Source organism: Pauljensenia sp. 20925_1_27 (assembly GCF_041432835.1).
Classification (GTDB): Bacteria; Actinomycetota; Actinomycetes; order Actinomycetales; family Actinomycetaceae; genus Pauljensenia.
The window spans coordinates 82,731-99,145 of record NZ_JAPWAH010000007.1 but is presented as its reverse complement, the minus strand read 5'-3'; the positions used below and the strand labels follow the sequence as shown (position 1 = coordinate 99,145).

The window sequence follows — 16,415 nt, the reverse complement described above, 5'->3', positions numbered from 1 at the left end:
TGCGGGGAGAGTTTTGTACCGGTTGGGCCGGTTCGGCTACTCGTGATGAGTGTCTGTCTGCGTGTGCGCAGTGCTTGTGGTTACCTCTTATCAGGCTGGGAGAAATTTCGCATGCAATTCCCCTTAAGATATTTCAAGTTATGAAATCGAACCGTTGAAATTCTGCCACTTTCGTGCCGTCGTGTATGTGGGCTCTGCGGGAATTGCATGCGACTTTGGATGTCGGCTTCGTGCAGCAACCTGAGGGCCACTGCCCGCACCGCCCCGCCGCCTGCGTCGTGTCGAGCCGCGCCGGACGCGGTACTCTGCGCCTAATGGCAGTGGGGCGATGTCCCCGACCTCAACGTATGGCAGGTGCTCCATGTTCTTCTGTAACGATGCGCTACACCCCCACGGCAACGGCCTGGGGGCCGACGAGTGGTGGAAGGGCGCGGTCGTCTACCAGATCTACCCGCGCTCCTTCAAGGATTCCAACGGCGACGGCTTCGGGGACCTCGCGGGGATCCGCTCCAAGCTCGACTACCTGAAATCCCTGGGAGTGGACGTCCTGTGGCTCTCGCCGATCTACGCCTCCCCGCAGGCCGACAACGGCTACGACATCGCCGACTACTACGACATCGATCCCATGTTCGGGACGCTCGCGGACTTCGATGCCCTGCTGGAGGGCGTCCACGAGAGGGGCATGCGCCTCGTCATGGACCTGGTCGTCAACCACTCTTCCGACGAGAACCCGTGGTTCGTCGAGTCGCGTTCCTCCCGGGATAACCCGAAGCGCGACTGGTACATCTGGCGTGACCCTCGCCCCGGGTGCGTGGGAGGCGAGGCCGGGGCACAGCCCAACAACTGGGGGTCCTTCTTCTCCGGCTCGGCCTGGGCGTGGGACGAGGCCACGGGGCAGTACTACCTGCACCTGTTCCACAAGAAGCAGCCTGACTTGAACTGGGACAACCCCGACGTGCGTGCCGCCGTCTATCGCATGATGAACTGGTGGCTCGACCGCGGCGTTGACGGATTCCGCATGGATGTCATCAACCTGATCTCGAAGGATCCGAGCCTGCCCGACGGCGTCGTCTATCCGGGGCGCGCGTGGGGCGAGGGTTTCCCGTACTTTTCCGAAGGCCCTCACCTGCACGAATATCTCGCGCAGATGCGACGCGAGGTGTTCGACGGGCGCAGCGGCACTATGACGGTCGGTGAAACTCCCGGCGTGCGCCGCGATAACGTCCTGTTGTTCACGGATCCGGCCAGGCGTGAGCTCGACATGGTGTTCCAATTCGACCACGTCGACCTCGGCCTCGAGGCGGGGAAGTTCCACCCGCGCCCGCTGCGCCCCGGCGAGCTCGCGGACTGCCTAAGCGCCTGGCAGGAGGCCCAGGGCGAGGTCGGGTGGAACAGCCTCTACCTGGATAATCATGACCAGCCGCGCGCCGTCAGCCGTTTCGGCGACGAGAAGTATCGCTACGAGTCGGCGACCGCCTTGGCCACCGCCCTGCACATGCTGCGTGGCACCCCCTACGTGTACCAGGGCGAGGAGCTCGGCATGACCAACGGGGCGTTCCACGGCCTCGACGATTTCCGTGATGTTGAGGCGCTGCGCTACTACCACGAGGCCGTGGCGGCGGGGGAGAGCCCCGAGGCCGTCCTGGCAGGTATGCGCGCGACTGGACGCGACAACGCGCGCACGCCCGTCCAGTGGGACGCGAGCGAGCACGCCGGTTTCACGGAGGGGGACCCGTGGATTGGCGTCACCCCGAACTATCGGGAGATCAACGCCGCCTCCCAGGTCGGTGATCCCTCTTCCGTGTACGCCTACTATCGCGCGCTCGTGGACGTCCGCCACGGCCTGCCGGTGATCGCCTCCGGAAGGTTCGAGAGAATTGCGACCCCCTCGCCTGCGATCTTCGCCTATCGCCGCACCCTCGGCGAGGCCGTGGCAACGGTCCTCGTCAACCTCTCCTCGCAGCCCGCCTCCCTCGGTGACGCGGCACGTGAAATCAGCGGAGAGCTCCTCCTATCCAACCGCGACCTGCCCGAGACCGAGCGGGGAGTCCCTGCAGTCCTGGTGCCGTGGGAGGCGCGCGTTTACCTCGCGTGAGGGGCGCGTGGCCCCTGGGTGCTGGCGTATGTTCGTGTACACATCATGAATCATTTATCCAGAGCGCACTCCAGCGTCGGCGTCGCACCGTCGTAAGCGAAGTCGATGGTGCACTTAAACCGGGCGTTATTCGGTGTGTGCTTATCATCCGTGGGGGCTGTTTCGCCAGTCGATACAGCTAGGACAAAAGACGTTGTTCCTACGAGGTCGACGGAAAGATAATCTTGGGTAGGGTCGAACGGTGTAGTGCTCAATGCTAGGGCACCGCAGGCGTCTTCTCTGGAGGCATCGGGTGTTCCGGTGCGGCAAGATGACGCGAATGCTTCGCTTTGCACGCGAACCCATTCCTTGAGCGTATCGTTGGCTTCGATAGTGAAGGGGTTTATCGCGATGTTGGTGCGGATTTCTCCTGCGCCGTCGGTTAATGGGCGCTCGTATTTGATTGTCCAGTAGTCCGGGTTCTGGGGGACTGCTTCGATGCGGTAGCTGCCGGGAAATAGGTAGTACCAGCCTTGGGGGTTATCGATCGATACGTCGCCGACCCGCACGCTGCGAAGGTTGTCTAACTCCATGAGGGTGACTGTTGGTCCGAAGGATGGGGCGTCAATGTGCCACCAACCAAGCTTGCCATTGGCCTTGTCCTTCTGCGACAGCACGGTGACGGTCGTACCCAAGGCTTCTGTGCCGTCGTCGAAGGAAACACGCCCCTCGATGGCGTAGGAGTTGATATCGACTGGCTCGATGGATACCATGCTGGGTGCGTGCGCGTGCGCAGCGTCGGACAGGAATTCGATATGATTGCCATTCCTGCTGGTGTCCTGGAGGTAGGGCGAATACGACAGTGCCTCGTCGTACTTCCCGGATTCAATGAGTTCCATGTAGCGGCTCCACGCCTCGATCCGCGTCAGGTCTGGCACGCGCGTCGAGTGCCACCAGTATCCCCCTCCTGCGATGGCGGCCACGAGGCCCACGCACGAGGCCGTGGCGATCCAGCGCTTGCGCCGCGACGGGCGCGATGGCAACGCCGTCGACGAGGCAGTCGTTGCTGTCTCAATGCGTGACATGGAACCTCCCAGGGTGTGCAACATCGAACGATAGCAAGGGGTCACTCGGCGCTGCAAACACTTGAACATTCCGGGGCCTCAGTTGTCGGGAGAATCCTCCAAGTGCGGTGCGGTGGTTGGGGCAGGCGTCGTGCTCTTCCTGGGGTGGGTGCTCCGGCGTGCTACCGATAACGCTACGGTCCGATAATATGTGGAGCGGTCAGGTTTTTCGCTCCTACGTGAGAGAGGCGTCATGACGGCGAAGAAGCTTTATCACCGCCTGTACGCGCGTGTGGTGCGCGAGCGGCTGCGCTGGTCTGTCCAGCCTCCCGTGTTTTTCGCGCGCCGCCGCTACTGGTTGACGAGCGTGGTGGCCGTCGTGGTCCTCATCGGCGGCACCGTGTCTGTGCTCGCGTGGCACTCCCACGTGGAGCGCGTCAACCGGGAGAGGGATAACGAGGCGCTCGCCGGTGCCACCAGCGTGGTGTACGCCTACTGTGACGCTGTCTTGGGTGGGCGCATCGACGAAGCGGCTGCGATGGATGGCCTCGCAGATTCTACGGACCCCAATTGGATGCTGAGCGATGCGGGGGAGGACTTCAGGGTTGAGGCTCGCACTTTCTTTTCCTTGACGGTGTCCGAGGGGGAGATGTCCCCGGACAGGCTCACTGCGACCTTTGATGTCACGAGCACCCCTCGCGTCGGGATGGCAGCGCGTGAGGAGAGTATCGAGATGGTGGCGCGCCGAGACAGCGTCGACGCTCCCTGGATGATCGCCACCAGCCTCGCGCGTCGCGTGGTCGTCACATTCCCCGCCGGCACTTCCGCCGCGTTCTTCAATAATGACGCCATTGAAACGTTCGATCCGAGTGAAGGATGGCCCGAGGCGGTGCACACGGTCTCTCTGACGCTCTATCCGGGCCTCTATCAGATTGGTGCGCGCTCCTTCTCTATCGACATGAGTATCGTTGCGGTTCCAAAAAGCAGCCAGTTTCCCTATGACGAAGATTATGCGACTGTGGGGTCATTGGTCCGTGTGCCTTTCGTTCCCGTGAATGAGGATGTTTCTGTTTCTCCCTTCTCATCGGATAAAACGTTATTGGAACGAGAAACTGCTCTGGAGGTGGGGACCGTCATGATTTCTTGTATTAATGGCGAGATTCAGGATGCCAATCTGTGTCCAGACTTCACGAGGGGCGTCTACGACCCGGTGCCGCGCAATCGGATGAATTCAACGCGTGATGCCTTTAATATCGCGGTGACGCTCGATTCGCCCACCTCGTTCACAGTCACGTCGCTGGAAGCGCGCGATCCAGCAACTGGTAACACTCAGGATTACACGGGTACTGTCACTGTCACCTATGACGATAAGAGGCATCAGACGATTACCGCGATCACGCTCACTCCCCGCGAATAGGGGACGCATCTCGAGGCTGAGCGGCGGGTCAGGCCTCAGTAGTAGTAGGGGTAATCCTCCCAGCGGGGGGCGCGATGCTCGAGGAAGGCGTCGCGCCCCTCCTGTGCCTCGGCCGTCATGTACGCCATGCGCGTGGCCTCACCGGCGAAGACCTGCTGACCGGCCAGCCCGTCGTCCGCCAGGTTGAAGGCGAACTTGAGCATGCGGATGGCCTGCGGGGACTTCGTCGCGACGGTCGCAGCCCACTCCAGCGCGGTCTCTTCCAGCTGCGCGTGGGGGACGGCGCGGTTGATGACGCCCCAGCGCTCGGCGGTTTCGGCGTCGTAGCGCTGCGCGAGGAAGAAAATCTCGCGCGCCCGCTTGTCGCCCGCCTGGCGGGCCAGGAGCGCCGAGCCGTAACCCGCGTCGAAGGAGCCGACGTTCGCGTCCGTCTGCATGAAGGCCGCGTGTTCGATGGAGGCGACCGACAGGTCTGCGACCACGTTCAGCGAATGCCCGCCCCCGGCGGCCCAGCCGGGAACGGCCGCGATGACGACCTTCGGCATCGTGCGGATGAGGCGCTGAACCTCGAGGATGTGCAGGCGTCCGGCGCGCGCGGGGTCGATCTGCTCGCGGCGCTGGGCGGTGGCCGCCTCCGGGTCCGCGCCCTCGACCTCGTAGCGGTACCCGTCGCGGCCTCGGACCCTCTGGTCGCCGCCGGAGCAGAAGGAATAGCCGCCGTCGCGCGCCGACGGGCCGTTGCCCGTCAGGATCACGGCCGCGACCGAGGAGGTCTGGCGTGCGTGGTCGAGCGCGCGGTACAGCTCGTCGACCGTGCCGGGACGGAAGGCGTTGCGGATGTCGGGGCGGTCAAAGGCGATGCGCACGACCGGCATGTCGGTGCCTTCGGGACGGCCGTCCACCTCGGGGCCGCGCGAGATGCCCCGGTGGTAGGTGATGTCGGCGAAGTCGAAGCCCTCGACCTCGCGCCAGCGCGTCGGATCGAAGGTGTCGGAGACGAAGGGGAGTGCACTCATGCCTCGGATTCTAATCGACGAGGCGTGGGCGGGCTGCCGTGCGCGTGCGTGCGGGTGGGCGCTCGACGGGCCCTGCTGAAGGGGTAGCCAGGCCCTCCGAGGCGGTGGGCGTGTGCAACCTAACCAATCGGAACAAAGGATGCTCTCGTGTTCGCAGATGGTGAGATAACTAGTCACTGATGCGTGTGTCGTGACATACTCTTGTATTTGCCAGGCGTTCTGCTCTGTCAGGGAGTCTGTCACTTTGGGGCGCTTACTGCACAATCGCATACAAGTTTCAGCGTGATCGAGTTGTTGCGAAGCCAAGGTTGCGCGATAATATTACCGGTAAGTAAGGAGGCTCCTCATGAATGCAGCGCCGCAACCGACGCTCATGCGCATTCCGATGCGTACGCTGAGTCGCCAAGCGCGTTACGCCCTCGAAGGCGTCGACGACATATTGGTGTACAAGGTAGCGATGACGACGCGTTTCCGCGGGGTGACGCGCCGCGAGGGTCTCCTTCTGCACGGTCACGCCGGCTGGGGAGAGGCCGCGCCCTTCTGGAACTACGACGACGCTGAGTCGTCCCGTTGGCTGGCGGCCGCGCTCGAGTCTGCCCGCCGATTCCCGCCGGTGCCTCGGCGCAAGTTCGTGCCCGTCAACGTGACGATCCCCGTCATTTCCCCCGAAGAGGCCTACGAGCGAGTGAAGGCCTCGGGCGGATGCGCGACCGCGAAGATCAAGGTCGCAGAACCCGGCGTGAGCCTGAGTCGCGACTGCGCGCGCATCGCGGCCGTCGCCGATGCCCTGCGTGAGACGGTTGGTGGGCAGGCGATGATCCGCCTCGACGCCAACGGCGCGTGGGAGGTCGACGAGGCTCGCGCCGCGATCCCCGCGATGGCTGCCGCCGCGGGCGTGGTTCCCATCGAGTATGTGGAGCAGCCCTGCCTCACTGTCGATGAGCTGGCGCAGGTGCGCCGCTCGGTGGACGTTCCCATCGCCGCGGACGAGTCGATTCGCCGCGCGGAAGACCCGCTCGAGGTCGCCCGCAAGGAGGCGGCCGACGTGGTCATCATCAAGGTGGCCCCTCTCGGAGGCGTGCGCGCGGCCCTGCGCGTGGCGCGCAAGAGCGGGCTCGGGGTCGTCGTCTCCTCGGCCCTCGAGACCTCCGTCGGCCTGTCGGTCGGCGTCGCCGCGGCCGCCGCAGTGCCCGGCGTGCCCCGGGCGGCCGGCCTGGCCACGGCCTCGCTGCTGGTGGGGGATGTGACCGAGCCCCTGATTCCCGAGCGCGGACGCCTGCCCGTGGGGCGGCGCGAACCCGACCAGGAACTCATTGACCGCACTCCCGTCGATGGCGATCTCGTCTCCCGCTGGGGCATGCGCCTGGAGGGCATGGCTGAGCACCTGGGGGCAGGAGGCCGGTAGGCTGGGCCTATGCCTTCCGTCGACACCGCCAGCGCCATCCTCGCGTCCCTGGACGCCCTGGGCCTCACGCACGTCCTGTACTGCCCGGGATCGCGTAGCGCCCCCTTCGCCTACGCCCTCGAGGCCGGTGCTTTCGGCGGCGACGCGCGCGCCGTCCTGGATGAGCGCGGCGCCGGGTTCATGGCCGTCGGGCTGGCTCGCACCGGAGCCCTGCCCGCCATCGTCGTCACCTCGGGGACGGCCGTCGCCGAGCTCGCGCCCGCCGTTCTCGAGGCCTCCCACGCGCGCCTGCCGCTCCTCCTCCTGACGGCCGACCGCCCCGGCGAGCTGCGAGGCGTCGGCGCGTCCCAGGCGACCGACCAGTCTCGGCTCTTCGGCACCCACGTGCGCGCGCAGGTGGACCTGGAGCCCCAGGAGGCCTCGGCTACGCTCGTCGGACACCTGACGCGCTGCGTCGCCGCCGCGTGCGGCGCGCCCACGGGCACCCCCGGGCCCGTCCAGATCAACGTCGCCTTCCGCGACCCGCTCACGCCCGCGTCTGCTTCGGCTTCCGGGGACGAGGCCGGGGCTTCCTTCGTCCCGCGCCCGACCCGGGTGCTCGCCGCCTCCCCCGTGAGCGCGCGCTGGGAGGACGTGGTCGGTCCTGCCACCGCCGGGCTGATCGTCGCGGGTGAGGGGGCGTCGCCTCGCGCCCTCGAGTGGTCGCGTGCGTCGGGATTCCCGCTCCTCGCCGAACCGGCCTCGGGCGCGTGGGCTGGCGGGGGAGTGACCCCCTTCGAGCAGTCCCTCGTGTGCTCACCCCTCGGGCGCGAGGTTGACACCGTCGTCGTCACGGGCCGTCCGACGCTGTCTCGCCCCATCCACGCGCTCCTCGCGCGACCCGACGTGCGCGTCATCCTCGTCGACCCGCACGCCCCGTGGGTCGACGTCTCGGGCAACGCCTCGGTCGTGGTGGCCGACCTGGAGCCCGCGCGAGGGCCCGTCGACGCCCCGCAGGCCGAGTGGGCGTCGCGCGTGCGCGACGCCGCGCGTGACGCAGGTGAGCGCATCGAATCTCTGCTCGCCGCCGGTTCGGGCCGGACCATGCTTGACCTGGCGCGAGCCGTCGCCGCCTCCACGAGCGGGCCCCTCGTCCTCGGCGCCTCCAACCCCGTGCGCGCCTTCGACCTGGCCGTGCCAACGTTGGAGGGACGCGCCGTTCACTCCAACCGTGGACAGGCCGGCATCGACGGCACCATCGCGACCGCCGTCGGTATCGCCGTGGGCGCCGGGAGCGTCGGCGGGGCCACGGTCCCTGCGAGCGAGCGCGTCACCGCCGTCATGGGCGACCTGACGGCCTGCCACGACGCATCCTCCCTGGCCCTGGCAGCGGCCGCACGGGCACACCTCGACATCATCGTCGCCGACGACCGCGGCGGCGGAATCTTCGCCACCCTTGAACACGGGCGCGCCACCACCCCCGAGGCCTACGACCGGTGGTTCGGCGTCGCCCAGACGGTGGACTACGAGGCGCTCGCGGCCGCATACCGCCTGGCCTTCGCCCGCGTCGACAATCCCGCGCAGCTCGCCCGCGTGCTGGAGACCCCGCAGGCCGGCCCCCGCCTCGTCCATGTCCCCGTCGAGCGCGGTGCACACCTGTACGCGGCCATCCGGGACATCCTCAACTAAACGTCGTGGGAGCCTGTTCGCTGTGAGAGCAGCGGTTTTCAGGAAACTTACAGGACGCTTTCAGTGGGCCTTTGAGGAATCGACTCATACTGGTGGACAGATAACGAACTGACATCAGAGGAAACCATGAACGAGTCTCAGATTCCGGCCCCCGACGCCGACTCGTCGCGCGATGCGATCACGGCCTCGGCTCCCACCTATCCGCAGCGTGCGACGGCTCAGGACCCCTCGGCCACCCAGGAACTGCCGGCCACCCAGGAACTGCCGGCCGCGCAGGACGCCACGCGCGAGATGCCCACCCCCTCCGCCGAGGAAACCCGCGCGGGTGGCGGTACCTACTACGCTCCCACGGGCGAACCCTACGGCGGATACGCGGCCCCGGCCTCGCCCGAGGCGGTTCCCGCTCCCACGGCTGCTGCTCCCACCGTCGTCGTCACCAAGAAGGGGCCGGGCTGGGTCGCCCTCTTCTGCGCGATGCTCGTGACGATCGGCTTGACGCTCGGCGCCGTGTTCTACGCGCGCCCAGCCATGCTGCGCGCCTCCACGCCGACCAACCTGAATGGGGGAACGGTCGCGGCCGTACCCGCGTCGAACAGCTCTGGGACGGACTGGACGGACGTCGCCTCCGCCGTGTCGCCCGCCGTCGTCACGATCCAGACCCAGGGCGCATCGTCGGGTGGCACCGGTTCGGGCGTCATCTACGACGCGCAGGGAGACATCGTCACGAACTACCACGTCATCTCCTCTGTCCTGGGCGGCGGCCAGATCCAGGTGACCCTCGCGGACGGGCGCCTCTACTCCGCGTCGATCGTCGGCCACGATAAGACCACCGACCTGGCCGTCATCCGCCTAGAGAACCCGCCCACAGACCTGACTGTTGCGCGTTTCGCCAGCTCCGCGAACCTCGAGGTCGGCGCCCCCGTCATGGCGATCGGCGCGCCCCTGGGCCTGTCGAACACCGTGACGACCGGCATCGTCTCGGCCCTCAACCGTCCTGTCGAGGTCTCCGTGGACGAGGACAGCTCGTCGCAGAACAGCACCCAGGCGTCCTCGGACCTCGTCGTGACCAACGCGATCCAGATCGATGCGTCGATCAACCCCGGCAACTCGGGTGGCCCGCTCTTCGACGCGACCGGCGCGGTTATCGGCATTAACTCCTCGATCAAGTCGCTCGCCACGTCCTCCGACGGCCAAGCGGGTTCGATCGGCCTGGGCTTCGCGATCCCTTCCGACCTGGTCGTGTCTGTCGCTGACCAGCTGATCGCCACCGGTTCGGCGTCCCACGGCATGCTCGGCGTGACCGTCAAGGCCGCGACGACGACCGTCGGCTCCGACACCTACGTGGGTGCCGAGGTTCAGGACGTGTCCGCCGGTTCCGGCGCTTCCGCTGCGGGCATTCGCTCCGGCGACGTCATCGTCAAGGTCGAGGGCCAGGAAGTGACCAGCCCCAAGCAGCTCATCGGCTACGTGCGCCGCTACAAGGCCGGCGACACCGTCGCCATGACGATCGTGCGCGACGGCGCCACGCAGGACGTGTCCGTGCGGATTCAGTGAGGTGCGTGTCGCGTGCGTGCGTGCGCTGTGGGCGCTGTGCGTGCCCGGTATTGCGTGACCTGAGTGCCATGCACCGACGAGGCCCGCTGTCCCTGTGAAGGGGCGGCGGGCCTGTGCGTGGCGGGGTGCGTGGCGTGTTGGCTTCTGTGCGCGGTTGGTGGCACGTACACCGACCTCTTGTGTGCCGGATGCGTGCCGGGCGTGCGCGGTCGCACACGCGCAGTTTTCGGCCGCTGATGTGCCGCGCCTTGATGGGAGGCCCCCGCATCTGGGCTTGTGTCGAAGGGGATTCAACCTGATCGGGAAGATTCAACCCGTTCTGATCGGGTGGAATGTTCCCGATGGGGTGGAATGTTCCCGATGGGGTGGAGCGTTGGCGCAATCAAGCCGTTGAGGTGCCCGAAGTGGGTTTCGGCGTGCGTGGGGACGGGCTCTTGAAGGTCGGACACAGGGCGCGATGCAGGATGTGGATCGATAGCCTTCCTCGTGACCACGCTTTGGCTTGTTCCTAAGTGGTGTTACACCACTTAGCTGGGTATTACACCGGCTGGGAACTGGTGCAATGCTCCCTAACCGGTGCAATGCTCCCTAACCGGTGTAATGCTCGCTAACTGGTGCAATGCTCCGTCACGGGTGGCCTACGCGTGGTGGGCTTGCGAGGGCGTATATGTGCAGTTTTCGGCAGCTGAAGTGCTGCGCGTTGATGTGATGCCCCGCATCTGGACTTGTATCCAAGGGGATTCAACCTGATCGGGAAGATTCAACCCGTTCTGATCGGGTGGAATGTTCCCGATGAGGTGGAATGTTCCCGATGGGGTGGAATGCTGGCGCAATCAAGCCATTGAGGTACCCGAAGTGGGTACCGGCGTGCCGCAATACCCTGCGCGATTCAGACCCCGAGGGCGTCCAGGAGCGGGCGCATCTTCGCTTCGGTCTCGGCCAGCTCGGCGTCCGGGTCGGAATCCGGCATGATGCCAGCGCCCGCGAAGAGACGCAGGCGCGTGCCCGACGTGAGCCCGCAGCGCAGCGCGATCGCAAACTCGCCGTTCCCCGCCGTGTCCACCCAGCCCACGGGCCCCGAGTAGCGGCCGCGCTCGGTGTCCTCCAGCTCTTCGATGAGGCGCATCGCCGCGTCGCGCGGGGTGCCGCACACGGCCGCCGTCGGATGCAGCGCAGCCACCAGATCCAACAGGTGCGCCGACCCTAGGCGCGCGTGCACGTCCGTCGCCAGGTGGACGACGTTGGGCAGGGACAGGAGGAACGGACCCTGCGCGGTCACCGAGGTGCACAGCCGCGTCAGAACCGAGGACACGGACTTCGAGGCCAGGTCATGCTCGCGCAGGTCCTTCGCGCTCGACGCGAGCATCTCGCCCTCGCCGGGCTTGCACGTGCCCGCCAGGACGCGCGAGGTCGCCGTGCCGCCCGAGGCCGCGATCAGCATCTCCGGGGACGCGCCGAGGAGCGAATCCACGCAGAAACGCCACGTCGACGGATACAGGTCGCTCAGGCGCTCGAGCAGGAAACGCTCATCGAAGCCGTGGGTGCAGCGCACCGTCATATCGCGCGCCATGACGGCCTTGTCGGCGGCCCCCTCGCGCAGGCGCTGCGCCATCGCACGCACCGAGTCGCGCCACTGTCCGCGCGACATCGACCCGTGCCCAAACGTCAGGGACTCCGGCACGCGCGGGGTGGGCCTCGCCTCGGCAACGGCCGCGTCAACAGCCGCCAACGGATCCGGGGCGTCCCCAATGCCCGCCGTGATCGCCCAGCGGGCCCCAGCCTCGTCGATGAGAGTCAGCGCGGGCACAAACGCGACCGAACGGGCGGGGGAGCGGAACGCGAAGGACGCGAACAGGACGGGGGAGGGGGTGCCGCCGACGGGGGACGAGGCGGGGGCGCTCTCGCCGGGGCGTGCTGCGTCAGTGAACGGGTCAGTTGCCGAGGTCGGGGTCGCCTCCCACGCGCGGCGCACCTCGGCGATTGCATCGGGGGTCGCGGACTCGAGCGTGAGCGCCCGTCCCAGGCCGATCATCTGGCGGCGCTCACCCAGCCAGGCGGCGCCCCCAGAAGCGGGAAGCAGGGACGTTAGTGAGCAAGTAGACCCCGGGTGCTGCGGGGGTAGGGCAAGCGCTCGAAAGGCCAGGCGCGAGCATCCGAAGTCGTTGTGCATGGGTCCCATGGTAGGAGCAGGGGCGGCGGCGCGCTGGAAGACGTGCGAGTATTGACGCATGACTGAATCCCCGCGCGCGGACCTGAGCAAGGTTCCCGAAGAGATCGCCTCAATGTTTGACTCCGTCGCTTCTCGCTACGACGCGATGGATACGCTGATGACGGGCGGTTTGAACAACGTGTGGATGACCGCCCTGCGCAAGGCGGTCGCCCCGCACCCCGGCGAACGCATCCTCGACCTGGCCGCCGGAACCGGCACGTCGTCGGCCTCCCTGGCCAAGGGCGGCGCCGAAGTCGTCGCCTGCGACCTGTCCGAAGGCATGATCGAGGTGGGCCGTGAGCGCCACCCCGAGATCGAGTTCGTGCACGGCAACGCCATGGACCTGGACTTCGAGGACGGCACCTTTGACGCGGTCACCATCTCGTGGGGCCTGCGCAACATTCCGGATCCGCAGCTGGCGTTGCGCGAGATGGCGCGCGTCGTGCGCCCGCGCGGCCGCCTCGTGGTCCTGGAGTTTTCCACGCCGCCCTCGCGCATTTTCCGCGGCCTGTACAACGTCTACCAGTCGACCGTCATGCCGACGATCGCCCGCGTCGCCTCCACGAACGACGGCGCCTACGACTACCTGGTCGAGTCGATCCGCCAGTGGCCCGCCCAGGAGGAGATCGGCCGCATGATCGCCGCCAACGGCTGGAGCGAGGTCGAGTACCGCAACCTCACCGGCGGCATCGCCTGCCTGCACCGCGCGGTCAAGCCGCTGCCGTAATTTTTTCGATAGCGACGAGGCCGGGGCAATAAAGATGACAATCGAGAGTAGGGCAATGAGTAGGCTGCCGGAAGGCTACGTGAATCCCATGTCTCAGACCTACGGCTCGGACAAGGACCTGACCCCAGCGAAGCGTGAGGACGACGGATGGGATCGCCGCCAATGGTGACCACTAAGCACAAGGCCATGCGCATCTCGCTCGCTGTTTCCTCTGCGTCCGCTTTCGCCCTGGGAGTTGTCGCAGTTCCCATTGCTCCGGCACAGGCCGCGGATACCATCACCGCAGCCGATCAGCCTTACTTTGCGTACTATCACCTCGACCAGGCGAGGGCTAAAGGCTACACGGGTCAAGGTGTCACGATCGCGATGATTGATGGGCCGGTCGACACCTCGCGACCAGAGCTTGCAGGTGCGACAATCCTTGATAAAAGTCCATGTCAGATCAAACCTGATGATGATAGTCGGCGTCACGGTACTGAGGTTGCTTCGATTCTCGTTGCACGTGACTACGGGGTTGCTCCGAAAGCGACTCTGTACAGCTATCAGACTGTCAGTGGAAGCTCGGCACCAGACCCGTCGTGTCAGGATACAAGCGTTTACACGCATGCTTCATTGATCAATCACGCGATTAATGACGGTGCAGGCATCGTCAGCATTTCCATCTCGTCCCAAGACCGAGACGCATCTCTGAAATGGGCGCTAGCTCGTGCTGCCGCTTCGGGGACGATCATCGTTGCTGGTATCGGTAATACGGGTAGCGCAAATGATGCGGGAAGCCTGTCATTTTGGTCTGGAGTAGTTGGTGTTTCCGCGGTTGATGTCAATGGTGCGCGAGCAGACTACTCGTCGTGGGGGTCGTCCGTCACTACAGCAGCCGTTGGTGGCCCTATCAAGGCATATGACTACGGGACTGCGCAGATGACGCAGACTGTGGGAACATCCATTTCCACGCCCATCGTCGCAGGATTCCTCGCAATGGCTCGCCAGAAATGGCCCGACGCGACGTCGAACCAGCTGCTGCAACTACTGATACACACGACCGTCAACCCGGACGGCGGCTGGAATCAGTACACCGGCTACGGTGTTGCGAGCCCAGCGACGATGATGAGCACTGATCCCAGTCAGTACCCCGACGTCAACCCCCTCGCTGACAAGGGAGGCGGGTCCAGCCCGACCCCCGAGGAGATCGCGCAGTATGTCGACGGCGTCGTCCCACCGGCGGAGATTGTCTTCGACAACTCCTACACCTACCGCGGCCTGGACGAATCCGTTCTCGGAGCAACCACGAACCCGTACCCGACACACCTCGGCACGAGCCCGCGCTACCACGCGAAGTAGAAGAAACCTCGACAAACGCAGTGAGAGGCCGGGGCCCCTTGTGTGGGGTCCCGGCCTCTCGCGTTGGGCACGGATAGGCGCAGCCGCGCCCGTAGACGGGGCAGGGGCGGCGCGCACCCACGTGCGGGTGACGCGCGCCCCGCCCCGGCCTCGTTGTTAGTTCTTCGGCGCGCGGCCCGGGCTCAGGGTTGTCAGGCCGAGGTATCCGGGGAGCGGCTCGTTCATGGCCTCGTTCGCGAAGGCCACGGGCACGCCGTTCGGCAGCGGGTTGACGACGCGGATCGCGGCGGTCAGCTGCTGCGCGGAGTCGTTCGCCCGATACTGCGAGCGCAGCGTGAAACGCGCGGTGACCGTCCCGGTCTGGCCCGGCAGAACCGAGGGCAGGGTGGACTCGATGGTCTGGGTGGCCACGATCGCGCCCTTCGAATCGACGAGGACGACCTCGAGCGGCCACGTCGCGTAGAACGGGGCAGATCCCGTGTTCTTGATGTCGACGGCCACGGTGGCCTTCGCGCCGTGATACGTCGCCGACGTGCGGGTGGCCTGCAGCGTGTAGCCCATGGCCGCGCTGGCCTGCTGGGCGCGCGTCAGATCGTCGCCCGTGTAGCCGACCGTGAAAGCCTTCTGGTTGATCAGCCACGTGGCGTGCGCGCCCTGAATCGACTCGAGGGCCTTGTAGTCGCCTTCAGGGTCCATGTTCGGGCAGTTGATCGGCTGGGAGAAAATGCATGTCTGAATGGGCGGGTAGAGCTCGCCGCCGATCGGAGCGTGCTGCCAGGCGTCCGCTTCGCCCTGCTTCTTCAGCTTGGGAATGAAGTGCCAGCTGACTCCCTCGAGGGTCGCGTAGCCGAAGGAATCATCGTGGTAGCCCATGCCGTGCGCCTTCGTGGCCTCGGTGGGGTAGCGGTTCTGGATGAAGGTCTCATCGAAAGCGTCATCCCAGGCCTCGACCAGCTGGGCGCGGAACGCGTCGGAGGGCATCCAGTTGATGCCCTTCGGGTTTTGGGAGCTGATCGCTCCGTTGTAGGGGTAGGTGTGCTCCTCGCCCCAGAAGCCGTACAGGCCCGCGGTGATGTAGCCGATGCGCGGGTCCCCGTCGTACCTGTTGCCCAGGGCTGCGACGAAGTGCAGGAACATCTGCTGGACGTTCGGGTCGTCGTAGTTGGGGGAGAAAGACTTCTTCTCGTTGTCGTGGAAGTCGTACGTGCGGCTCGTGTCCGTGCCGCCGTCAATGAGGTACTGGGGCAGCGCTGAGGATTCGCCCGGGTTGTCGACGTAGAAGCGGATGACCGCCTGGTGTCCGCGCGCCGCGATGGAATCGAGCATGGCGTCGACGGCGGTGAAGTCGTAGGTGTCGGGGCCGGTGACGACATTCTTGAGGGGGAAGACCGCCCATTCGAGCGTGTAGGGCAGCGCGTCCTGTGCGAGCACGGGATTGCCGCCGGGGGCGGGCGCCCACGGCATGAAGCCCTTCATCGGGTTCGACACGGGGGCCGGCGCCGCCTCAAGGGTGGTCCATTGGGATGATGTGGCCGACGAGGCCGTGGCTGGCAGGGTGGCACCCGCCAGTCCTGCGGCCGCCGCGAGAGCGATGGCGATGCGAGCAAATTTCCTCATCGCGAGGTCCTTTCAGTCTGTACTGCGGCTGGGGACATTGAGCGGCGTGGGCGCGTCGCGTGGAAGTACGCGCAGGGCAATCGCATCCGCGTGCGATCCGAGGCTTCCACGGCTGACAAGTGAACCACTGTGTTGTCACTTCGCGCAAGATTGTGAAAAATTGTATCAGTAAGTGATTGTGTGACAAGCGTGTGTGGTGGGCCGCGCATTCGTCTGCCTGTGGGGAAGCCGCGCCGTTGCGACGTGCGGGCGGGGCTTCTGGTGCGTGTGGGGTGGGCGGTCGGCGCTCGTGTCCAACGAGAACGAGGCCGGGTCCCTCGGTGGGG

Annotated in this window: 11 protein-coding genes; 7 read left to right on the top strand and 4 right to left on the bottom strand. The window is 66.0% G+C overall.

The genetic code is table 11. The features are described 5' to 3' along the window. The first annotated feature begins 361 nt into the window (after nucleotides 1-361). Entirely contained in the window at nucleotides 362-2,095 is a 1,734-nt protein-coding gene (locus tag O3684_RS05880; RefSeq protein ID WP_500065603.1) for an alpha-glucosidase, read from the top strand. Nucleotides 2,096-2,145: 50 nt separating this feature from the next. Here O3684_RS05880 and O3684_RS05875 read toward each other — a convergent pair whose 3' ends face one another. Then, nucleotides 2,146-3,159: a hypothetical protein gene (locus tag O3684_RS05875; protein ID WP_500065600.1), complete on the bottom strand. Its 1,014-nt coding sequence runs from the start codon at nucleotides 3,157-3,159 to the stop codon at nucleotides 2,146-2,148. Nucleotides 3,160-3,391: 232 nt separating this feature from the next. Between O3684_RS05875 and O3684_RS05870 the strand changes: the two genes are divergently transcribed. Further along, nucleotides 3,392-4,555 (top strand): hypothetical protein, encoded by a 1,164-nt coding sequence (locus tag O3684_RS05870; protein ID WP_500065598.1) that lies wholly within the window; start codon nucleotides 3,392-3,394, stop codon nucleotides 4,553-4,555. A gap of 35 nt (nucleotides 4,556-4,590) precedes the next feature. Here the strand turns inward: O3684_RS05870 and O3684_RS05865 are convergent, their stop codons facing one another. After that, entirely contained in the window at nucleotides 4,591-5,571 is a 981-nt protein-coding gene (locus tag O3684_RS05865; protein ID WP_500065596.1) for a 1,4-dihydroxy-2-naphthoyl-CoA synthase, read from the bottom strand. A gap of 346 nt (nucleotides 5,572-5,917) precedes the next feature. Between O3684_RS05865 and O3684_RS05860 the strand changes: the two genes are divergently transcribed. From O3684_RS05860 to O3684_RS05850, 3 genes are all read left to right on the top strand, one after another. Further along, nucleotides 5,918-6,976: an o-succinylbenzoate synthase gene (locus tag O3684_RS05860; RefSeq protein WP_500065594.1), complete on the top strand. Its 1,059-nt coding sequence runs from the start codon at nucleotides 5,918-5,920 to the stop codon at nucleotides 6,974-6,976. A gap of 9 nt (nucleotides 6,977-6,985) precedes the next feature. Continuing rightward, nucleotides 6,986-8,644, top strand: coding sequence for a 2-succinyl-5-enolpyruvyl-6-hydroxy-3-cyclohexene-1-carboxylic-acid synthase (gene menD, locus O3684_RS05855; RefSeq protein WP_500065592.1), 1,659 nt, complete (start codon nucleotides 6,986-6,988; stop codon nucleotides 8,642-8,644). A gap of 126 nt (nucleotides 8,645-8,770) precedes the next feature. Continuing rightward, complete coding sequence (locus O3684_RS05850; protein ID WP_500065590.1) at nucleotides 8,771-10,198, top strand: S1C family serine protease; 1,428 nt, start codon at nucleotides 8,771-8,773, stop codon at nucleotides 10,196-10,198. A gap of 889 nt (nucleotides 10,199-11,087) precedes the next feature. On the opposite strand, the gene O3684_RS05845 is transcribed toward O3684_RS05850, so the two are convergent. Then, on the bottom strand, nucleotides 11,088-12,428 hold the full coding sequence (locus tag O3684_RS05845) for an isochorismate synthase (protein ID WP_500065588.1): 1,341 nt from the start codon (nucleotides 12,426-12,428) through the stop codon (nucleotides 11,088-11,090). Here O3684_RS05845 and O3684_RS05840 point away from each other — a divergent pair. Both O3684_RS05840 and O3684_RS05835 read left to right on the top strand, forming a co-directional pair. Next, nucleotides 12,427-13,134: a class I SAM-dependent methyltransferase gene (locus tag O3684_RS05840; protein ID WP_500065585.1), complete on the top strand. Its 708-nt coding sequence runs from the start codon at nucleotides 12,427-12,429 to the stop codon at nucleotides 13,132-13,134. The two genes, O3684_RS05845 and O3684_RS05840, sit on opposite strands and share 2 nt — an antisense overlap. Nucleotides 13,135-13,281: 147 nt before the next feature. Further along, the gene (locus O3684_RS05835; RefSeq protein ID WP_500065583.1) at nucleotides 13,282-14,472 is read left to right on the top strand and encodes a S8 family peptidase; all 1,191 of its coding nucleotides are present in this window, start codon (nucleotides 13,282-13,284) and stop codon (nucleotides 14,470-14,472) included. Nucleotides 14,473-14,628: 156 nt separating this feature from the next. Here O3684_RS05835 and O3684_RS05830 read toward each other — a convergent pair whose 3' ends face one another. Continuing rightward, a complete protein-coding gene (locus tag O3684_RS05830) occupies nucleotides 14,629-16,089 on the bottom strand; it encodes a DUF4832 domain-containing protein (protein WP_500065580.1) in 1,461 nt (486 codons plus the stop codon). Between the last annotated feature and the right edge of the window lie 326 nt (nucleotides 16,090-16,415).

Bases quoted from the DNA above. Each gene is read 5' to 3' on its own strand.
- O3684_RS05870 (WP_500065598.1), top strand. From the start codon at position 3,392: ATGACGGCGAAGAAGCTTTATCACCGCCTGTACGCGCGTGTGGTGCGC.
- O3684_RS05845 (WP_500065588.1), bottom strand. From the start codon at position 12,428: ATGCGTCAATACTCGCACGTCTTCCAGCGCGCCGCCGCCCCTGCTCCT.
- O3684_RS05850 (WP_500065590.1), top strand. From the start codon at position 8,771: ATGAACGAGTCTCAGATTCCGGCCCCCGACGCCGACTCGTCGCGCGAT.
- O3684_RS05880 (WP_500065603.1), top strand. From the start codon at position 362: ATGTTCTTCTGTAACGATGCGCTACACCCCCACGGCAACGGCCTGGGG.
- O3684_RS05865 (WP_500065596.1), bottom strand. From the start codon at position 5,571: ATGAGTGCACTCCCCTTCGTCTCCGACACCTTCGATCCGACGCGCTGG.
- O3684_RS05835 (WP_500065583.1), top strand. From the start codon at position 13,282: ATGGGATCGCCGCCAATGGTGACCACTAAGCACAAGGCCATGCGCATC.
- menD (WP_500065592.1), top strand. From the start codon at position 6,986: ATGCCTTCCGTCGACACCGCCAGCGCCATCCTCGCGTCCCTGGACGCC.
- O3684_RS05875 (WP_500065600.1), bottom strand. From the start codon at position 3,159: ATGTCACGCATTGAGACAGCAACGACTGCCTCGTCGACGGCGTTGCCA.
- O3684_RS05830 (WP_500065580.1), bottom strand. From the start codon at position 16,089: ATGAGGAAATTTGCTCGCATCGCCATCGCTCTCGCGGCGGCCGCAGGA.
- O3684_RS05840 (WP_500065585.1), top strand. From the start codon at position 12,427: ATGACTGAATCCCCGCGCGCGGACCTGAGCAAGGTTCCCGAAGAGATC.
- O3684_RS05860 (WP_500065594.1), top strand. From the start codon at position 5,918: ATGAATGCAGCGCCGCAACCGACGCTCATGCGCATTCCGATGCGTACG.